Annotated in this window: 15 protein-coding genes and 3 pseudogenes; 1 reads left to right on the top strand and 17 read right to left on the bottom strand. The window is 39.0% G+C overall.

Annotation, left to right across the window (positions count from 1 at the left end; all coding sequences use genetic code 11):
- Positions 1-5 precede the first annotated feature (5 nt).
- The 15 genes and pseudogenes from ACP8HI_RS26405 to ACP8HI_RS26335 form a co-directional block, all read right to left on the bottom strand.
- The gene (locus ACP8HI_RS26405; protein WP_438349036.1) at positions 6-1706 is read right to left on the bottom strand and encodes a hypothetical protein; all 1701 of its coding nucleotides are present in this window, start codon (positions 1704-1706) and stop codon (positions 6-8) included.
- An 82-nt stretch (positions 1707-1788) separates the two neighbouring features.
- Positions 1789-2529: a carbohydrate ABC transporter permease gene (locus ACP8HI_RS26400; RefSeq protein WP_438349035.1), complete on the bottom strand. Its 741-nt coding sequence runs from the start codon at positions 2527-2529 to the stop codon at positions 1789-1791.
- 140 nt (positions 2530-2669) lie between these two features.
- Positions 2670-3599, bottom strand: coding sequence for an ABC transporter permease (locus ACP8HI_RS26395; RefSeq protein ID WP_438349034.1), 930 nt, complete (start codon positions 3597-3599; stop codon positions 2670-2672).
- A gap of 12 nt (positions 3600-3611) precedes the next feature.
- On the bottom strand, positions 3612-5555 hold the full coding sequence (locus tag ACP8HI_RS26390) for an alpha-glucuronidase (protein ID WP_438349033.1): 1944 nt from the start codon (positions 5553-5555) through the stop codon (positions 3612-3614).
- A gap of 230 nt (positions 5556-5785) precedes the next feature.
- Positions 5786-6577 carry an AraC family transcriptional regulator gene (locus ACP8HI_RS26385; protein WP_438352003.1) on the bottom strand — a complete coding sequence of 264 codons (792 nt, stop codon included), beginning with the start codon at positions 6575-6577 and terminating at the stop codon, positions 5786-5788.
- Positions 6578-6830: 253 nt separating this feature from the next.
- Positions 6831-7289 (bottom strand): annotated as a pseudogene (locus ACP8HI_RS26380) (transposase); the annotation flags it as partial.
- A 40-nt stretch (positions 7290-7329) separates the two neighbouring features.
- Positions 7330-7725 (bottom strand): IS3 family transposase, encoded by a 396-nt coding sequence (locus ACP8HI_RS26375; RefSeq protein ID WP_438349032.1) that lies wholly within the window; start codon positions 7723-7725, stop codon positions 7330-7332.
- Positions 7694-7819 carry a hypothetical protein gene (locus ACP8HI_RS26370; protein ID WP_438349031.1) on the bottom strand — a complete coding sequence of 42 codons (126 nt, stop codon included), beginning with the start codon at positions 7817-7819 and terminating at the stop codon, positions 7694-7696. Before ACP8HI_RS26370 ends, ACP8HI_RS26375 begins: the two co-directional genes overlap by 32 nt.
- 133 nt (positions 7820-7952) lie before the next feature.
- On the bottom strand, positions 7953-8231 hold the full coding sequence (locus ACP8HI_RS26365) for a hypothetical protein (RefSeq protein ID WP_438349030.1): 279 nt from the start codon (positions 8229-8231) through the stop codon (positions 7953-7955).
- A 290-nt stretch (positions 8232-8521) separates the two neighbouring features.
- Positions 8522-8965 (bottom strand): annotated as a pseudogene (locus ACP8HI_RS26360) (ATP-binding protein); the annotation flags it as partial.
- 471 nt (positions 8966-9436) lie between these two features.
- Positions 9437-11779, bottom strand: a complete 2343-nt coding sequence (locus tag ACP8HI_RS26355; protein WP_438349029.1) for an ABC transporter permease — start codon at positions 11777-11779, stop codon at positions 9437-9439.
- Positions 11779-12486 carry an ABC transporter ATP-binding protein gene (locus tag ACP8HI_RS26350; RefSeq protein ID WP_438352002.1) on the bottom strand — a complete coding sequence of 236 codons (708 nt, stop codon included), beginning with the start codon at positions 12484-12486 and terminating at the stop codon, positions 11779-11781. The genes ACP8HI_RS26355 and ACP8HI_RS26350 overlap by 1 nt, the downstream gene beginning before the upstream one ends.
- Before the next feature lie 93 nt (positions 12487-12579).
- Complete coding sequence (locus ACP8HI_RS26345) at positions 12580-13374, bottom strand: MerR family transcriptional regulator (RefSeq protein WP_438349028.1); 795 nt, start codon at positions 13372-13374, stop codon at positions 12580-12582.
- Positions 13375-14235: 861 nt separating this feature from the next.
- Positions 14236-15237: an LCP family protein gene (locus tag ACP8HI_RS26340; protein WP_438349027.1), complete on the bottom strand. Its 1002-nt coding sequence runs from the start codon at positions 15235-15237 to the stop codon at positions 14236-14238.
- Positions 15238-15294: 57 nt separating this feature from the next.
- Positions 15295-16176 (bottom strand): polysaccharide deacetylase family protein, encoded by an 882-nt coding sequence (locus ACP8HI_RS26335; RefSeq protein ID WP_438349026.1) that lies wholly within the window; start codon positions 16174-16176, stop codon positions 15295-15297.
- A gap of 124 nt (positions 16177-16300) precedes the next feature.
- On the opposite strand from ACP8HI_RS26335, the pseudogene ACP8HI_RS26330 reads away from it, so the two are divergent.
- A pseudogene (locus ACP8HI_RS26330) lies at positions 16301-16907 on the top strand (IS6 family transposase).
- A gap of 71 nt (positions 16908-16978) precedes the next feature.
- On the opposite strand, the gene ACP8HI_RS26325 reads toward ACP8HI_RS26330, so the two are convergent.
- The gene (locus ACP8HI_RS26325) at positions 16979-18901 is read right to left on the bottom strand and encodes a hypothetical protein (protein WP_438349025.1); all 1923 of its coding nucleotides are present in this window, start codon (positions 18899-18901) and stop codon (positions 16979-16981) included.
- Positions 18902-19122: 221 nt separating this feature from the next.
- Positions 19123-19257 (bottom strand): hypothetical protein, encoded by a 135-nt coding sequence (locus ACP8HI_RS26320; protein ID WP_438349024.1) that lies wholly within the window; start codon positions 19255-19257, stop codon positions 19123-19125.
- Positions 19258-19608: the final 351 nt, after the last annotated feature.

Genomic DNA, 19608 nt, shown 5'->3' with positions numbered 1-19608 from the left:
GAATACTATTTCAGCATTGTTTCATTTCCGAAATATTTCTCCCATGCAGCTGTTCGCTCGTCGATAATCGCTTGACCGCCTGAACCGAGGTAATCCTTCATACCTGAATCATATACAGAGTCAAATTTGTCAACAGATGCCACAACAGCCTTGTTCAAGATCGTATCACGTTTCTCTTTAAGTGCTTGACCTTGCCCGTCTTCTGCCTTGATTTCGCCCACATTGGTATTTTTGCCTACAAGTCCGTCATGAGTTGTAATTTGACTTGCGGTCTCAATAAATTTTGCATCAACACCAGCATAACCGTTGGCAATTGACTTGACTGTCTTATCAGGATCGCCAAGGTCAAGACCATTGCTTGTAATCGTGTAGTCGATGTTTGCTGGAGAGTTCATAATTTTTTCGCCTGTTGTTGCAATTGTTTTCAGGGAACCGTCAGGCAACGCTTCGTGAGTAACGCCTTCTTCTCCAAATTGCAAGAATACGCGATTTTCAAGTTTGGAAATCCAATTCACATAGAACAGAGAAGCAATTGGTTCTTTGTTTGTAGCTGGGAAAAATATTTTACGGTCAACAGGACCTGATAAAAATTTCTTATAAACACCAGCATCGTTGGCAAATGGTTCAATAGCAATATAAGCTGCATCTGGGCCAACTTGCCGCTGAAGGCTTGCATGAATGCTGTCGTCACCGTTACGATATGGATAATCCCAGTTGTGTATAAATGCACCCACATAGCCCATTTTCATAAGATTATCCTCCGTTACATCTCCGGCAGGATAAAGCGAGAAATCTTTCCAAATCAGACCTTCGTTATACCACTTGTTCAACGTTTTTATGCCCTCTTTGTAATTCGGAAAAAGGAAATGTCGATCATCAAAGCCGAGAGTGAAGATGTCCTTGTCTGTCATTTCATTAGGCACGAATGACGAAGTCAAATGATCTGCACGCCAGCCGATGTCAAAGCTCGTTGAAAAAGGAACCATCTTGTCGGCATCGTTTCCTAAAAGTGTAGAAGCGTTGTCTTTAAATGCTATGAGCATACTTTCAAATTCTTGTAACGTTGTTGGCGCCTGGAGATTGAGCTTCTTTAACCAATCCTCGCGCACAAAAGTATTAATACGGTTAAGGACATTCAAACGAGATTCCAATGCCCACAAGGTTCCTGTGTCAGGATCCTTGTCCCAATAGATGTTTGCTTCGGTTAGATAATCCCACATGTCTGGCAGAAGGTCTTTGTTTGCTTCGACAATGGGACCTAAGTCAAGGATACCACCCATATTGGCGTACGTTTGGATTGTTGGATAAGAGTAGGTGAGACCGATATCCGGCGCTTGATTCCCTGCCAAAAGGTTGTTAATTACCTCGCCCTCTGTCCAACGTGGAACAGGAACAAAAGTAACGTCTACATTGTGATCACGAAGCATTCCGTCTTTGATATATTGTGTATAAAAGTTGTCCTCTGGTTTGGTTCCCCCGTCATTACCACGGTCATAAATCTCAACTTTAATCTTACGAGTCTCCTTGAATTTCAAATTGGAATCGAGACCTAACTCTTCTAGTCTTGCATCGTTGCTGTCCTCAGCGGTATTAGATGTAGGTGCTGGAGAAGCTGATGGCGCTGGTTTGTCGCTGGTACATCCTGAAAGTGCTAAAGCAAGAGTAGTACTAATCGCCAGAATGGACACCGCTTTACGAAATCCCATGTTTGTTCCCCCTCATTTTCATTTACTATTTTGGATTAATCTATAAAAATTGACATAGCCAATTTCTATCATGCGTTAAAAATTAACCTTTTACCGCACCGATTGTAACACCGGAGATAAAGTATCTCTGCAGCCACGGATAAATGAGCAAAATCGGTACAGTTGCAAACATAACCGTTGCTGATTTAATCGTTTCAGACAGGCCTGGGCTTGAAAAGCCTTCCTGTGTAGCCACCTCAACACTGCTGATACTATTAAGTATGTTGTAAAGCAGCAATTGTATAGGGAAGTAGGTTCTATCTGACATAAACATCAATGCATCTGAGAAGCCGTTCCATCGACCTACTGCATAGAAAAGAGCCAACGTTGCAAGCACAGGAGTAGAAAGTGGTAGATAGATGCTGACGAGTACCCTAAGCGGTCCTGCTCCATCAAGTTCAGCGGATTCTCTAAGACTCTCCGGAATCCCAAAGAAGAAGCTGCGCATGATGATTACATAAAATACACTAATGGAGCCTGGCAGAATCAGTACTAACGGATTATTGAGCAAGTGCAGCTCTTTCAAAAGCAAATAGGTTGGGATTGTGCCTGCACTAAAGTACATCGTAAAGACAACAAGTGATATAATAAATTTTTTCCCTTTCAGGTTGTCATATATAAGCGGGTATGCACACATAATCGTCATAAACATGCACCAAAGTGTGCAGATCACGGTTAGTATTGCTGTCCACAACAACGCCCAAGTGTATTTGGAATCTCCAAGCACAGTCGCGTAAGCATCGAAATTAAGTCCTACAGGCAGAAGTAAAACTGAATTTTTCACCAAGGCATCCGCTGAGCTTAAGGATCGTGCCAATATATTCAACAACGGCAGGAGACAAACTAAAATACACAATATACAAAATAAAGCGATGATCCAGTCTCCGATTCTAGTTCTTTTTGATTTAATCATGTTACATCCTCCTACCAGATGCCACGTTCGCCAGATTTTTTTGCCAGAGCGTTTGCTCCAAACAAAAATATGACGCACACGACGGATTGAAATAAACCGACGGCAGTGGAGAGAGAAAATTGCAATCCACGAATACCGTTGTTGTATACGAATATGGAAATAACGTTAGAAACATCTGAGACAAGCTTATTACTGAGTGCGTAAGGTCTGTCAAATTCACTACCTAAAATGTGCCCTAGGCTTAGAATCAGCAATATAATGATCGTAGGACGAAGTCCTGGTAGCGTAATATGCCAAATTTTTCGTAAACGACTTGCTCCATCCACCGCCGAAGCCTCGTAAAGTTCTGGGTTAATCCCTGCAATGGCTGCCAGATAGATGATGGTATTCCAACCACAGCTTTGCCATATGCCCAGAAAAATGTAGGTGACCACCCAATACGCAGATTCATTCAGAAAAGGAATTGATGCAAAGCCCATCTTGTTTATCATGATGTTGACAAGCCCAGTAGTCGGTGCAAAAAGCTGAAGTGCCATACCAGAAATGATAACCCATGATAAAAAATGAGGCATATATACAACTGTTTGGGTGAACTTCTTGAAATGCTTGAAAGCGAGTTCATTTAAGATAATGGCCAGAATAATAGGTGCAGGAAAGCCAAGCAGTAAGTCAAGAAAATTAAGACCGATGGTGTTTCTAAGTGCATAAAGAAAGTCACGATTGGAAAAGGCCTTAATAAAATATTCGAACCCGTGATTTGCTGCCCATTCCATCTCCCAGGGACTTTTTACAATGCTATAGTTTTTGAATGCAATTTGAATGTAGCCCATGGGTATATAACGGAAAATGATAAAGAAGGCCATCGGGAGAAGCAGCATCAAATAGAGTATCCAGTAACGTTTAATATAGTCGAATGATTTCCTTTTATTTGTAATTACCATATCTGCACCGCCTTACATATAAATTTTTCTTCCCTTTTCATCGTCAATTCCTGTTTTGCGATAGAAAAACGTATTCACTTGATCTCGCCACTCACGAGCATTGACTAGTTGAAGTTTAAGTCGCTCCTTCACCGAGTTAAGGGCTTCCTGTGGAACTCGGTTCTCCAGAGTCTCCCAGGATTGCAACAATGCTTCCACTTGCTGAGCACCCTCAAAGTGACTGTCATATATGTACTGAAGCAATGTTCGTCCGTCTTTCATTTTGTAGTCGTACCGAACTCGATGGAAAAACAGCAATAGTTCCTCCGGACAACTTTCTATATGGTCATATATCCTTTGTAGTGACTCTGGATACTGAAGTGTAAATCCCGTTCCTTTGGAAGTTCGATCGACACCAATCGCATCAAAGGTTGCTCTGTGATAAGTCCCCCACTTTGAAAACTCATAGCCGTCAACATTAGGTCCGTAGTGATTACTTGGATTTACCATAAAGCCAATACCAAGAGGCGCTGTATAACTCTCGTAAATCCCTCTTGATTTAAGCAGCATCTCTTCCATAGTTTGGCGTCCATGTTCATCTGTTTCAAACGTGATCCGAATCCACTCACGGATCAGCTCTTTAGCAGTAAGCTCCGGATTCCACGCCATTCTCCCAAAGGCGTACAGATTGCACTGTGCAAGGGTGTTACCTGTCCAGTTCATGTTATTGCCTGTGTTTGTAACCGCTGTCATAGCAACGATTTCTTGACCAAACAAACTTTTCAACTGTTTCCCTTTATCAACTTCAGTTGTCAAAATTTCTTCCCACTGAACAGCTAGGGCGAACAGGTCGATTTGCTGGCCTGTGTACTCCTGAGCAATTTGAAACTCAATGGCCTCGTTGGTGTTCTTAAGGCTTGAGAAAAGAGGCGATACTGGCTCTCTCGTCTGAAAATCTACAGGGCCATTTTTGATTTGAAGAATGACGTTCTGATCAAATGTACCATCCAGTGGCTGAAAGTGCTTATAAGCCGCCATTGGACGGTCGGTTTGCGCATCTCTCCAGTCCTGCTGGCAGTTATACACGAAGCAGCGCCAAAAGACCACCCCTCCAAATGGAGCGACCGCTGCGGCAATTGTATTGGCACCGTCTGCCTGAGTTCGTCCAAAGGCCTCCGGGCCGCCTCTAAACTCTGAATCCGCTTTCACCAAATAACCTAAAAAGTCCGGGATTTTATCGTATACAACCGCGGATTGAGCTTTCCAAAATTCCTTTACTCCCGCATCCAGCGGATCGGAGGTTGTAAGCCCGCCGACGATCATCGGTGCATCAAAATGGACGGATACCAATAATCGGATGCCAAAAGGTCTAAACAGTGCAGCTAGTTCTGCCATGTCAGAAAGCAACGGTTCAGCAATCAGACCAACACTTACTTTGTTCACGTTCACATTGTTAATGCAAATTCCGTTAATTCCGATAGAGGCCATCAGTCGGGCATAATTTTTAATTCTTTCTTCATCGTAGTCAAATTTATTATTAAGGAAGAAGAAAGAATTACCGGCGTATCCGCGTTCAATGTGCCCATCCATGTTGTCCCAATGATTAATAATTCGATATTCCACTTTGGGTACGGAGTGTTCATGAATCTTTTCCATGCTCTCTCCAGAGGCAAGACGGTTTAGGAAGCGATAAACACCATATAAAAGACCATTCTTACTGCCGCCCGCGATCTCGAATCCATTTTCCAGTGGGGTAAGTGAAAACTCCTCATGCTCCAAGTCATCAATTTTTAATTGCAGCGTGTACTCAGCGCATTCTTGAATTTCTCCCCATAGGCGAATTAGACCTAGATGACATTCTTGATGGATAAAATCTAAATCGAAGCCTGCACTGATTCGCAAAGCTTTAGGCTCTAGACTAGATTTAGGCTGCAGCCAAGCATTGTATTCGGAATATATACGTTCTGCGTGATCCATGAAGCACCTCTATTAAGTAAATTAAAGCGTTTTCATAAACTAAAAAATATAGGGTGTGAATTTAACATTTTATTCATATTAAGTTCATCGTGCAGCACCTATAATGATAGCCAAAACACTTTTGTTCCTTAATACAATTTAGCATTGAAGGTACCTTCCGACAATAGTCTGAATATAGTTAACAATGGCTAATTAAAGATCATTTTTTTGTAAAAAAAGACTAGCATACTCTAGTCTAGTTGATTTCTGAGACATTGTGATGGCGAATATCCTTTGATCATTTTAAATTGCTTTCGAAAGTGCGACAGATCGTTATACCCGCAACGCTCTGCGGCTTCGCTTACGTTACATTCGCCATTTTGCAGCATGTCCTCTGCTTGGTTAATTCTCGTTTTCGTCAAGTATTGATTGACCAGTATTCCCGTTTCATTTTTAAATAGTGCCCCAAAGTATACCTTATTGAGCCCTACCAGATTTGCAATCTCTTTTACAGAAACATTGCTCGCGTAGTTTTCAGATATATAGTTGATAGCCTTTTTCACCCGATAGTCTATGCTTGTGGGGTCTTTTTTTAAGAGAATCAGCTCAAACAATCTGTGAATAATGACAAGCATCAGACCTCTGGTTCTTGTGTGATACCCGATTTCCTTACGAACCCAGGCATTGGATAGCTCACGAAAGAGCCCGATGAGGTCGCTTTTAATCCCAATGTGCGTCAGCAAAGGAAGAGGAAGGTCGGATAGTTGTCCGTTCATTTCATAGAGTGTGAAGTTAGCGGAGTACAAGTTCATAAGATCATCGACGTTGCATTGGGCCATACGAATACTTCCACGTGGAATGCAAAGAAGATCACCGCGCTTCACCTCGTATTGTACTCCATTAATTATATAGATTCCTTTACCTTCTATGACATAAGTGATGTCACAAAATGAGATTTCATTTTTTGCGATTTCCCATGTTGGTGTGCACTTTCTATATATTAAATAGCCGATATCAGGAACTAAGAAGTCGTTAATTTCCACTGACAAATTGATCTCCCTCCCCCAAATAATACCTTTAATTCATACCCTATTACTATAGTTCAACCTTGTCAATAAAAAATGTCGACGTTATGATTAAATCAGAAATAACTGTCAATATATGAGGGACCTGGATCCGTGACGGATCTTTAGTTGTGAAGTGGATCTGGATTTTCTTTTTAGGCAAAGCTGTTCTTATCCCTCGATGCTAAACATCGTTTCGGATCTATCTGGCTTTTCTCGATTGTTTACCCGATTAATCTCTTCCTAATTCCAGCCTTTCCCGAATGGGGGGTGCGGACAAAAAGTGGGACCAATCAAGGTACCTGTCTAAGTAAGCAATGAATTCATCAAGGCTAACACCTTGCCACGATTGATTATAAAACATTTCATTTTTGATTCTGCCAAATAACCCTTCATATGCAGCATTGTCTGGTGAACAACCTTTCCTTGACATAGAGCGAGTAAGTTTAGCTGATTTTATTCGTTTAATCCAACCTGGCCAACGATAGTGGCAACCACGATCAGAATGAACGATAGGTCGTTCGTCGTCTTTAAGTACTGCGATTGCTTGATCTAGCATTGTATTTACTAGCATTGCGTCTGGGGTTGTACTAATTGTCCAGCTAACTAATAGACCATCAAAACAATCTACAATTGGCGATAGATAGACTTTACCCGCAGGAATATGAAACTCTGTAATGTCTGTAAGCCATTTAGTGTTCGGTTAAACGGCATGAAAATCTCGCTTAAGTCTATGGTGTAATCTCTCCCTGATAGGCGTTGTATTTGCGTTTACGTCTCATGTGGACATTAAGGTTTTCTTCCTTCATTATGCGTCTAATGACCTTCTCTGAATAGTTCACACCATCTTCGATTAATCTATCATACATACGACGATAACCAAAACAAGAGTAGTTTTCTAAGAAATATGTTTTAATCTTTATTCTTAATGCGGCATATTTATCAACGATATTGGCACTGTGATGATAGAAATAGCTGCTTTTTGAAAGAAATAAGCACTTCAATAAATCACACAAGCGGTAGGTCTGTCTCAGGGCGTCGATCAACTTTGTTTTTTCCTGATTGGTTAGATGCTGAGGATCGACGCCCGGATCTTTATAAACTCGTATGACTAACCTTTTGTTCATCAGCAATATGTCGTGCAGCTTTGGTTCTAAAGTGAAGTGCAAGAATGGCTTGTGTCTTCTTATCGTAGGAAATGATGCCGTCACTTACCCGCATTTTACGTCTCTCTGGTGCAAGTTCACCTACCCATTGCTTAAGAACATTTCGATTAGGATAACCTAGAGCACGAACTGTCCGAACATAGCATCTCCCATGCCCAAGATAATGGTTAATTGCGGCATGTCTTTGCTCAAGGGAATACTTCCGAGGTTTTCGTTGACGTACTAAACCCCTTTGCCACGACCTTTTGTAATATTTTTTCAAAATATTCACCGTAGCCTTTAACTTTAACATTATTATCGTTAATCTCAGCATCAGAAGAGTTATATTTCAAGAATATTGTCGCACCAAGATTATAAAGACGGTCGATAGATTCGTCATCTAAATGCCAACCAGATGTGAATATTACAGGTGTCATATCATTTCCATAAACAAATTCTATAATTCCCCAAAATCCCTCGTCAATCATTGGTTCACCAGAACCAGGAAACTCAACAGTACGAGCACCTAATCCCTTAGCTTGTAATATTAAGTTTTTTCTATCCTCTGTCGTGAGGTCTTTACGTTCCCTCTGGTTAAATCGATCTGATGTGTTTTATTCTTTTACCAGTGAGTGACAGGAAATTTACCTCTCTTCGCCAAACTGTTTTACCAATACATATAAAGCTCCAACATACCGTCTTTGGTATGTTGGAGCTTTATATTATCCATTCTTGAAATGTCGTTAATCTTGATATTCCTGCCCATTAGTAAGGCAGATTATATTTCTGATTCTAATCCATGACGTTCACGCATAGAAATTTCTCCATCAATCATAATTTGGTAGGAATCGTGAATTATTCTATCTAAGATTGCTTCTGCAATCGTCTCATTGCCCAATCTCAAATGCCATCCACTTGGATCAATCTGCGAACAGAAGATTGTAGAGGCTGACTTGTGGCGTGATTCTGTGATTTCTAATAGAATTGTGGCTTCATCTGTTGAAAGATCTGTAAGTAACCATTCATCCAATATAAGTAGGTCTGCTTTTGTGTATTTTTTAATCAGTTTACGATAACTTCCATCCGCTGTTAATTTAGAGAGTGTTAATTCATCTAACAATTCTGGTAACCGAATATATTTTACTTTATAGGATTGACGACAAGCAGCTACTCCAAATGCTGAAGCTAGGAATGATTTCCCAGAACCGGTTGGTCCTTTAATCCCCCCCTTTTTAAAGCTTCTTTCGACTGTAGTAGTGAAAGCGAGGTGAATTGCATGGCAGTAGCTGATTTAGCAAAGTCTACACTACAGTTGGTCTTCCGGATCAGTCACCGCTTTTCTCAGTTTGTTGCTCTGCATCCGTTATCGTTGCCTGGTGATATAAGAATAAACTCCAAGCTCAGAGAAAAAGATGAAACTTGGAGTTTATTTATAATAAAATTACTATACCGCTTGGCTTGATCCTATTAAATTATCATCCCGAATTTATCTAGGATAAACTTTCTTAATTAAACTCGATTTGTTCTAAAGATACCGGTGGCCCGCACTCCACTTTATACACACAAATTCTATGCTAGCTTAACAATAGATGGTTTTCCGACCCAGCCTCTTTCCAAAATTCTAGCACAACATCAAATACATTTCTACCAAGGATGGAGGCTTACAAGTTTCTTTTTGGAAGCAATTTAAATCCTATTCAACACTCTTCAACGATTCAATCATATCGATTCGATTTACTTTTCTTCTAAGTAATAAATTCGATATAATCGTCAATACAAATGTAAGGACGATTGCCAACCCTATCGTAACGAATCCCAACCTATCCGGAATCTGTTGATTGGTGCTGGATAATGCTTGGACAACTAGTCTGTACATATAACCACTTATTGGTAGCGCAACAATTACTGCAAGTGTCGTTAGGATGATATTTTCTACAAAAATAATTCTGTTTATCTTATTCTTCTGATAGCCTAACACCTTTAATGTCGCAAGTTCACGTGTACGCTCATATATATTAATTGAGGATATGGTAAACATGGCACCAAAAGATAATATAACTGCACAAACAATAAACATGATGAAGACGGGATTATTTTGTTCAATCATATTGTCCACTGCTTTATTTAAGTCACCCCTGTCAGAAATCGCATCCACAAGCGGATCCTCTTCAAAATCGTTTTTCACACGGCTTCTATCTGCCTCACTGTTTAATTGAACCAATAGGGAAGTTGGTTTGTAATCAACACCAAGACTATTTATATACGCTGGTGTACTGTAAAAGGATGGATTGGTATATTGTGTCGATATTTCTGCTACCTTCATGTCAATTGTTTGTCCTTTCAGTTCAGATGCAATTAACTTCATTTTAATGGTATCTCCTACTGATATACCGTATTCATCTGCATAGGACTGTGGAATGAACACTCCCGTATCATCTAAAGCTATTGGGTTATTCTGTTCATCAAAAAATTCAATAAGCTTATTTTCCTTTTCCGTAACAATTAAGGATGCATTATTCTCGTCAGGGAAGTCGACAAACTCAATGGGAATAGTAGATTGTGAATAATACGTTTCAACCTCAGCTGGGACGTTGATATTGTCCCCGGCTAACGCTTCTTTATAGTCCACTTTTAAATCGTATTTATAAACGTTATTAATCTGAGAAGCAATGGTTTGCATCGAGGTTTCAAAGCCAAAAGCTGTGATTAAAAGGATCACACAAACAATCACCCCAACTGAACTTGCCAATGCCTTTTTCGGGTTTAGAAAAATATTTCTTAAGATCAGCTTATTGCCATATGCTAATTTATCCCATAAACCAGGAATTCTTTCTACGAGTATTTTTTTCATTTTCTTTGGAGGTTTTGGACGTAATGCCTGTGCTGCTCGTTCCTTTAATATACTTCTTCCACTAAAAAAGCATGCAATTACCCCGAAAACGATCGAAACTATAACCGGTGGAAAGATGGTATAAAATGAAATGGACAAGCTAAAGTTTGGCAAGGAATAGGTTTGTTCGATAACCGAATTGAGTAGGTTAACAAGTGTTACAGCTGTAATGCCCCATCCTATAACCGACCCAATAATACCTACCAAAACAGGATATCCCATATAATGCAGTAAAATTTTACTGTCTTTTACACCCAATGCCTTCATAATACCAATTTGATTTCTTTGGGAGTCGATCACCCTTGACATGGTAAGAAAAATAATCACAGCCGCAACCATAAACAGGATTAGAGGAGAAACAGTACTCATCAATCTATTATTATTTATGGTTACATTTATGGCAGAATAACTGACCGATCTATCTTTATTTACTTGGTACAGATAAGCTAGCTCCTGTGAGTAATCTTCAATGGCCTCACTAATTACACCGCTATCATGTCCTTCTTCTGCGTCTACAAGCAATTCATTGTAATAAAAGCCACCAGCAATTTCCGCTATTCTATCCTCATGAATATAAGCTATACCATAGGTTTGATGGTCAGGTAAGACAAGCGATGGGTCCTCAATGTTAAATGCATGTTCCACGTTCTCACCGAAACCACTAATAACAAAATCAAAACTGCCTTCATTTGTATCTACGCTAATGTGATCGCCAACCGTATATTGATGCACTTCCCCGTAGCGGGTATCTAACAGAATTTCTTCCTTATTTGATGGTATACTACCATCTGTAACAGCAATGGTGTTGATTTCGTTATTTTGTGGAATGGTATGTATTTTTAAGGACGCTTTATAGTCATCAAACGCCTGATTCGCATCAAATGTATATCTTGCTTCTACTTTATTAATCCCTTCAATCTCTTCGAGGTTAGATAATTCACTGTCTGTAATCTCGCTGTAATGGACATTGAAATCCGCTAAATTATGTTCTTCGAAATAATCTTCCATATAAGCACAAAGGTCACTGCTTATCGTAATCAGTCCAGCATAAAAGAAGGCACCTACTGCGATAACGAGGATAATGGCTAAAAACTGCCCCTTTGATTCCCGAATATCCCTTAACAGTTTTAAATACAATTTCTTCATTACCATTCAATCCCATCTATGCTTTGTGTTTCAGCATTGGTAATGACTTCATCTATTTTTCCACTTTTCACTTTGATAACCCGATTAGCAATTGGGGCGATGGCGGTGTTATGGGTAATTAAGACAATACATTTCTGCGTTTCTTTGTTCAGATCTTGTAGATGTTTCAGTACAGATTTTCCAGTTTTATAGTCCAATGCACCGGTCGGCTCATCACAAAGTAAGAGTAAGGGATTCTTAGCAACAGCACGAGCGATCGCAACTCTTTGTTGTTCTCCTCCAGAAAGCTGTGAAGGGAAGTTATTCTTACGTTCACCAAGTCCAACCTTTTCCAATACTCCTTTTGCATCTAGATGATCCTTACACACTTCAGAAGCAAATTCTACATTTTCCAGTGCAGTTAGATTAGGAATTAAATTATAAAATTGAAATACAAAGCCTACTTCTTTCGCTCGAAATGTCGTTAATTTTTTTTCATCATATTGGGTAATGTTATTTCCATTTACAAATACTTCTCCTGATGAGGCAAGGTCCATCCCTCCAAGGATATTCAAAATGGTACTTTTTCCAGCACCACTTGCCCCTAGAATAACGACGAATTCTCCCTCGTAGATGGAAAAATCCACACCATCTAACGCTTTAATGGATACGTCACCTAGCTTGTATTCCTTCGTCACATTCTTGAACTCTATTAATTTTTTTGTCATCATAACCCACTCCTTAAAATGAAGTTGCTAGTAAAAGGTACGTACAACTCCATTCTAAACCTGTGGGTTACCCCTAGCTCAAGGCCTTATTTATTATTTTATTGGCGCATACATTTCTAAAAACACACGTTCCAGGGTCTCTTCATATGTAGTCAACAGTATGTTAATATAAGCCTTACCTATTAATTCATATCCATTTTCCTTTGCTATTTTTAAAAGACTGTCCCCTACTTCATGATCAATATCTTTCTCACCATTAACAAATCTACCATCTTCTATTACCGTATAAATACACTTGGGATGTGCTAGGACTTCCCCTTCAATATCTTTGTCAGTATCTTCTATATTTCTTACAACGATAAATCTATTCGCTTTCATCCCCTCTTCATCAAAATCGATGACACGGCTGGCGCTCATTAATGTAACAGCTTTCTTTAAACTATCCGTATTATTTCTTATCGTTTCATACTCCTCGTAAGCAGCATATCCCGTTATTTCACCTTTTACCTCTAACGGCTTCATCTCTGTAACCGTAAATTTACCTAAGTATTCTTTAACCTTATAATAATCATCTTTCACAGATTTCACTTTCTCTAAAAGATGTTTTTTATATGCAATTTCCTCGAGTATTTTCGCTTCTTGCTGCGTTAATAGATGTTCTAAATCCGCTAAACTTTTACTCTGCCTTATCTCCTGAATCTTCTGAATCTCAAAATCTAGTTCTCTATAGAAATTCGTAGTAATTACATCATGAATATCATATGCATTATATTTTCTATAACCATTTTCAGCATCATGCTTAGGTTTGACCAATTCCTTTTCCTCATAATACTTTAATGTATCTCTTGATACGCCTAAAAAACTTGCTACTTGCCCGATGGTGTACATAGTCTTCCCCCTTGTAATTTCCATAGAATTATTACTTCGTTCAAATCATAATATGAGGTTTTTCATTCATCTAAGTGAAGGGTCAGTCCCTCACGATACTAATGATGGGTTTTGCTTAAGCATACCGTTCCGGAAAGATACTTCGCTTTTCTCGGGTGGCTGAGGCCGTGCCCGTGGAAAGCGAAGTATTCTGCCGAAGCGAATCCAACCACATAATAATCTTAAGAGTAAGTGAGAGCTTTGCAAACTGATTTTCACTAGTCCACAGTTTATATATTTTGTAAAACAACAATGTATTAGAAAACAACCTTTCTTTTAGTATACCAAAAGAACTCGAAACACATTAACAATGGCTGCCGAATCCTTATGTGAAATATTTAGCGATTCCTCTGAGACTGATACCTTCATCATGTAATTCCAGAATCTTACGATATTGAATCATACAAAAATACCCCCTATACAATTAGTGTCACACCGTAAGGTGTGCACATTAATTATATAGGAGATATAAGCCTGGTAAATCCCTTGTAATTCAATGGTAAAAAAGATGTCACAGGTGGTACATTTCATTGGCCGTAATCACTCTAATATGTGCATATACCGCTACCTTTAATGTAATTGAGAAATAAGGGTGTATTATTGGTTACTAACATTAATGTTCAGTTACCAACATTAATGTCACTGAACAACAGTTGTTGGGTGATAAAAAAGACGGAAACCCTTTTTGTTGATTTTACTGGGTTTCTAGACGCATATGATAACCGCGAAAAGAAGAATGTATGGAACCACTATAAATTACCATAAAAAGAAAGTTGGAGACTCCCAAGAAAACCATCTGACTGGGGTACTATTTAAATTAACTTACTCCGCATTATCCTGATCTTCTGGCATGAGTAACTGATCTGTTGGTACGGTGTTGTCCATCCAATTATCAATTGAATCTTGAGCAAATTTGAGATCTTCTTTATCCACACGGTCATAGGAAATGCCGTTCAATCGTATGCTCTCACCCATAACCGTATAACTGGTAATTTGAACTTTGCTTCCGTTTAGTAGTTGTTTGCTCAGATCAATGATGAATTTAGGTTTCATGTCCGTCTGGAGGTTAGAACCCATAATATCTAGTAATTGTGGAATCTTAATGATTTGATTTAGGTTCATCAACTTATTTGCTACCTGATTTAAAAAGACCTGTTGTCTCTTCGTACGATTGAAATCAGTATCCTCACGATAACGCACATAATTTAAAGCATCCGTACCATTATAAATAGACTGATTTGCTTTAATCGTGAATTTCTCATGGTCTACGCCTTTATTGACGATATCCTTCTCAATTGGAAGTTCCACACCGCCTAGCTCATCCACCGCATCCCTTAATCCTACAAAATTAATCGTAGCATAGTAGTCTAACTTATGGTTGAGTAAAGCCTCCATGGTATTTTTCGCCATCAGTTGTCCGCCAAAAGCGAAGGAATGATTGATCTTATCCTTCTTTCCTCTTCCTATAATTTCCGTATAGGTATCTCGCGGAATTGAAACCAATAATACCTTTGATTCTTTAGGTCTTATCACCGCATAAATCATCGTATCTGAACGCGCCGTTTCATGTCCACGCTGGTCTGTACCTAATAGTAAAACAGAAAAAGGTTTCACCGTTTCTACTATAGGAGTAGTTACACCCCTGTTCCCGTCTAGCGGTTTATATGACTTCTCCTCTAACGTGCTCACTACCCGATCAGACAGAAATATATCAAATGCCAACATAGCTAACGGTTTACGGAACACAAAAGCTCCTGATCCGATCAAGACTAGCACTAGCGCTAGCACTACTATGATTTTTTTTTTGATTCTCTTGTTCATCATTCCAGTTCCTTCCTAATATTTAGAGTGTAATATAGCGTGTTCATATGTTCAACCCGACTACAGTCGTTCATCATTCTGAAAATTTAGGACAAAGTGATCAGCGTCATTATAAACGCCAAACGAATATCCTTTATCCCTATAAAACGTAATGATTTCTGTTAGTTCCTGTAATGTTTGTGATTTTTCATGCATGAGAACGACTTCTACGTCAGCTTTTGTTTCCTTTTTAATATTTTCTAGAATTTGGTTCGGATGACCTTTTAATCTCCAGTCGTTAGAATCAATTGTCCAATCCCAAAGCTTAATTCCAGATTGTACAATTTGATTACGAATTCGGCTGCATCTCAATCCTGGTGCTGAACCATAAGGTGCACGAACCAACTTAGGATTTGTACCTGTAATATCATGGATAAGAGCTAAGGTTTCATTCATCTCTGGTACAAAATGTTTATTTGTATATAACTTTTGATAATCATGGGTCATACTATGCCCGCCAATATAATGTCCTTCTCGTATTACTCGTTTTACACTCTCTTGTAAATTCTTTTTTTGTAAATTACTTCCTTGCATGAAAAATGTTGCTTTTACATTTTGCTCTTTTAATACATCTAAGAATTGATCCGTTATTTTACTAGGACCATCATCAAATGTTAGGTAAACAACTTTCCCTTTAGGTTTTCCGTCAGATTTTTTTTGTTGTTTTGCTTTTTGTTTTATGGCTTCTTGTTGTATAGCCTCTTGTTTGATAGTTTCTTGTTTGATAGCTTCTTGTTTGATAGCTTCTTGTTTGATAGCTTCTTGTAGTACTCCTTCTTGGTGAGAAGAATACATTCTTCCTATTAAAAAGACCATTAGAAAAATTGTTACTAGAACAATAATCCCAAAACGTATCCTTGCCTTTCTTATCCTTGCCCTTTTATTTCTTCTCGATTTTTTCACTATTTTCCAAACCTTTCCATGCTGTACTAAAGCATCTGTGATAATTGGTTTAAATAAATAGATTAATAGATATCATACAGATCTGTTGCAATAATTATTAAAGTCGCTGTATTGTATCCCTGAAATGAGTGCACCGTTCAAACAGCCGCGCGCTAAGCTTCTCTATCCACGAGTAGGGCATTTACTTTGGAAACAATTAGATTTGTTTAAGTGGAAGCAGTATGAATCAGAGGTTATCTTGCTAACGGTAAGATGGTATTTGAAATATAGTCTAAGTTATCGCGATTTAGTAGAGATGATGAAAGATCGAGGTTTACATATCGTTCATACAACGATCATGCGATGGGTTCATGAGTTTGGGCCGGAATTAGATAAGCGAATTCGTCCATATTTGAAGCCAACAAACGATTCATTCCGCGTTGACGAAACACACATAAAAGTCAAAGGACAGTGGGAATATCTTTATTGAGCAGTAGATTCTAACGGAAACACGATTGATTTCATGTTGTCTGAAAATCGAGATGCTCCCATAGTTCATTGAACAGGATCATCGATTCGTAAAGAACATCATAAAACCAATGTTGATATTCAAGTCTATCAAAACTGCCGAGAAGACAATCGCGGGAATCGAAGTCATGCATATGATAAGGAAAGGGCAGGTCGAATGCAATCATTCGTCTGCCCTCTTCGAAGTTGAATTAATCAATAAATTATTTGGTTTGACAGCATAGTCAAACCACAATAAGGCGGCTCTCTTTGATTAGTTTCAATAGTTGCACCAAAACCGGTATTTACTATAAGGTTATTTAGATTTCTTTACAGTCGTCGAACGAACCTGAAATGCTCCGTTTTTGTAAGCAAGAACAGCGGTTTCTTCGCCTTTAACTACGGAAGTAGCTTCCCCATGAATAGTTTTTTTTGCAACAATCTCATAGACTCCGTTCTTATCTACATCAGAGGCTAGCATTGTATTGTAGAGCGAGCGTTTGCCATTCACTTTAACGTACTCGTTAAGAAGAACTTTAACACCACTGTCTTTGAAGGATACTACGTAAGCATCGGTGCTACCGCTGTTACCGCCAGAGTAGACGCTGATCATGACATCATTGGATTTATCTCCGTTGAAATCCCCAATGAAGCTGATTTTTGGCTGGTACCCCATGTAGCCTTTGATATTACTGTTAATCACTTTTTTAGTTTTACCTTCTACAACGACGATGTTGATATCCGTAACCAAACCACCATTTGCGGCATCCTTGTTACCAATCAGGAAGACGTCATCAGCAACGCCATTACCAGATACATCCAACTGTTGTTTCGCTAGCAAGATAGTTTCTGCTGTTGTTGGAATCTGCTTAAGTTCAAACCGTTTGCCAACGGTGAATGCGCCTGTTGTAGCTGCAGTAGTTGGTGCAGTCGGTGTCTTGCTATCGGTTTTAATTGTTACTGTATTTACAACCTTGAAAGCACCGTCTTTGAAGGTGAATGTTGTTTTTTCCTCACCTAGAATTGTAGCAGTAGCATCGCCATGAATTCTTTTTGTACCTACCAGATCGTATACACCATCATTATTAAGATCCTCTTGCTCTAAAGTATTGAAAAATGCTGGCTTACCACCAACAACTGGTTTTACACTCAGAAGTGATTGTGCCTTATCTCCTGCGAAAGATACTATGTATGCATCTGTCGTACCGTTGTTACCGCCAGAGTATGCTGTAAACATTACATCATTCGCTTTGTCGCCGTTGAAATCACTAATCCATTGAATTTCCGGTTTGTAGCCATCGAAACCATTGATGTTTGCATTTTTCACTGTGTTTGTTTTGCCATCGACAACGACCAGATTGATGTTACTTACATAGCCAAGCTCATCTGCTTTGTCACCGATCAGATATATTTTATCTTGGGTACCGTCTTTATTAACATCGTTAACTTGTTTTCTGATAAGAACGGTTTTATCTGTTGTTTTAACACCTTGCAATGCGAATGGTTGACCAACAGTCAGTTCACCAAGTACAGGTTGTTTATATGGATCTTCTTTGGTAGTTTCTGTTTTGATAGATTTGAATTCGCCATCTTTGAATGCGAACCATACTTTTTCATAGCCTGCTACCACGGAAGTAGCTTCGCCATGGATGGTTCTAATTCCAAGTAGCTCATTCACACCATCATTTTCCACGTCAACCACTTCTAATGTTTTGAATAATGCCCGCTCACCTTTAATCTTCAAGTCCCCGCCCAGAATAATGGAAGACGTTGCGTTCTTGAAGGTTACGATTCTAGCATTAGTGGACCCGTTGTTACCACCTGAGTAAGCGGTAATCATCACATCAAGTGCGTGGTCATTATTGAAATCACTCACATAGCTGATTTTAGCATTGAGACCACCGAAATCTTTAATACCTGCATTTAACACTTTGTTTGTCTTGCCGTTTACAACGATGATATTAATATTGCTGAAATCAGGAGATTCATTTTTGTCGCCGATGAGATATAGAGTGTCTTTCACTCCATCCAAATCGAGATCAACCGCTCTTGTTGCTATCAAAACTGTATTCGCGTTCGTTTGGACACCCGCTAGTCTAAACTTTTGTCCCACTTGATTAATGGTTGCTGCTACTGTTGAACTGGTTGGTGTTGTGACCGGACTGGCCATTGCTTGAGATGAGAAAGTTGCGACAGCTGCTACACATAGTGCAACAGATAATGTTTTCTTTATTTTCATTGTGTTACCTCCGATGGTTTATAAAGGATGATGTCGAATAGAGTCTTAATATAACTTAAGAAACATAGGACAGTGTTACGATAAGGTAACACTATCCTAATAAATAAGACAAATATAAATAAAATATCCAAATCTGAGGAACATCAGGCGTTAAAAATTGACAATCCATTTTGAGGAGATCGTTTGCAAAATTAAAGAGAGGCGCTGTTTCATCGGCTATTTCATGGATTTTGAGCAGCCCCTACTCCTTCTTTATTGTTGGATAACAATTCTGTAATCAACATAGCTGCTTCGGCACGTGTGGAATGGGTAGCTGGCTTGAGTTGCGGCTGGATGTCTCTTTTAATGAGACCCACTAGCTATAATCAATACTCCATATAGTAATCTCAAATATATTGACTGTTGGCAGCTCAATACTTATAAGTCTTGCTGGTGCTGTAGATAAAGAAGAGACATAACGCCCACAGTATTTTCTGAGTATAGCTCGTCGTTTGATTTGGTCTTTCGCTTCAGCCAATCTGCATATTGTCCTTTTTTAAGTTTAGATAAGTCACTCATTGTATTTGGCTCCTCAAGTTAAGAACAGAAATAGATTAGAAATAGACTCTAAGTACTCCCTTGTTGTAAAGAATCTATTCCGGCTCTATCTTTACGAAAATATGGGACTATACAAGTTATCAGGGTATCTAAATAACACTGGTATCCCG

The organism is Paenibacillus sp. FA6, assembly GCF_051550225.1.
Taxonomy (GTDB): Bacteria; Bacillota; Bacilli; order Paenibacillales; family Paenibacillaceae; genus Paenibacillus_AQ.
Note: the sequence above shows the minus strand (reverse complement) of the source record. Positions and strands in the feature narration are given on the sequence as shown.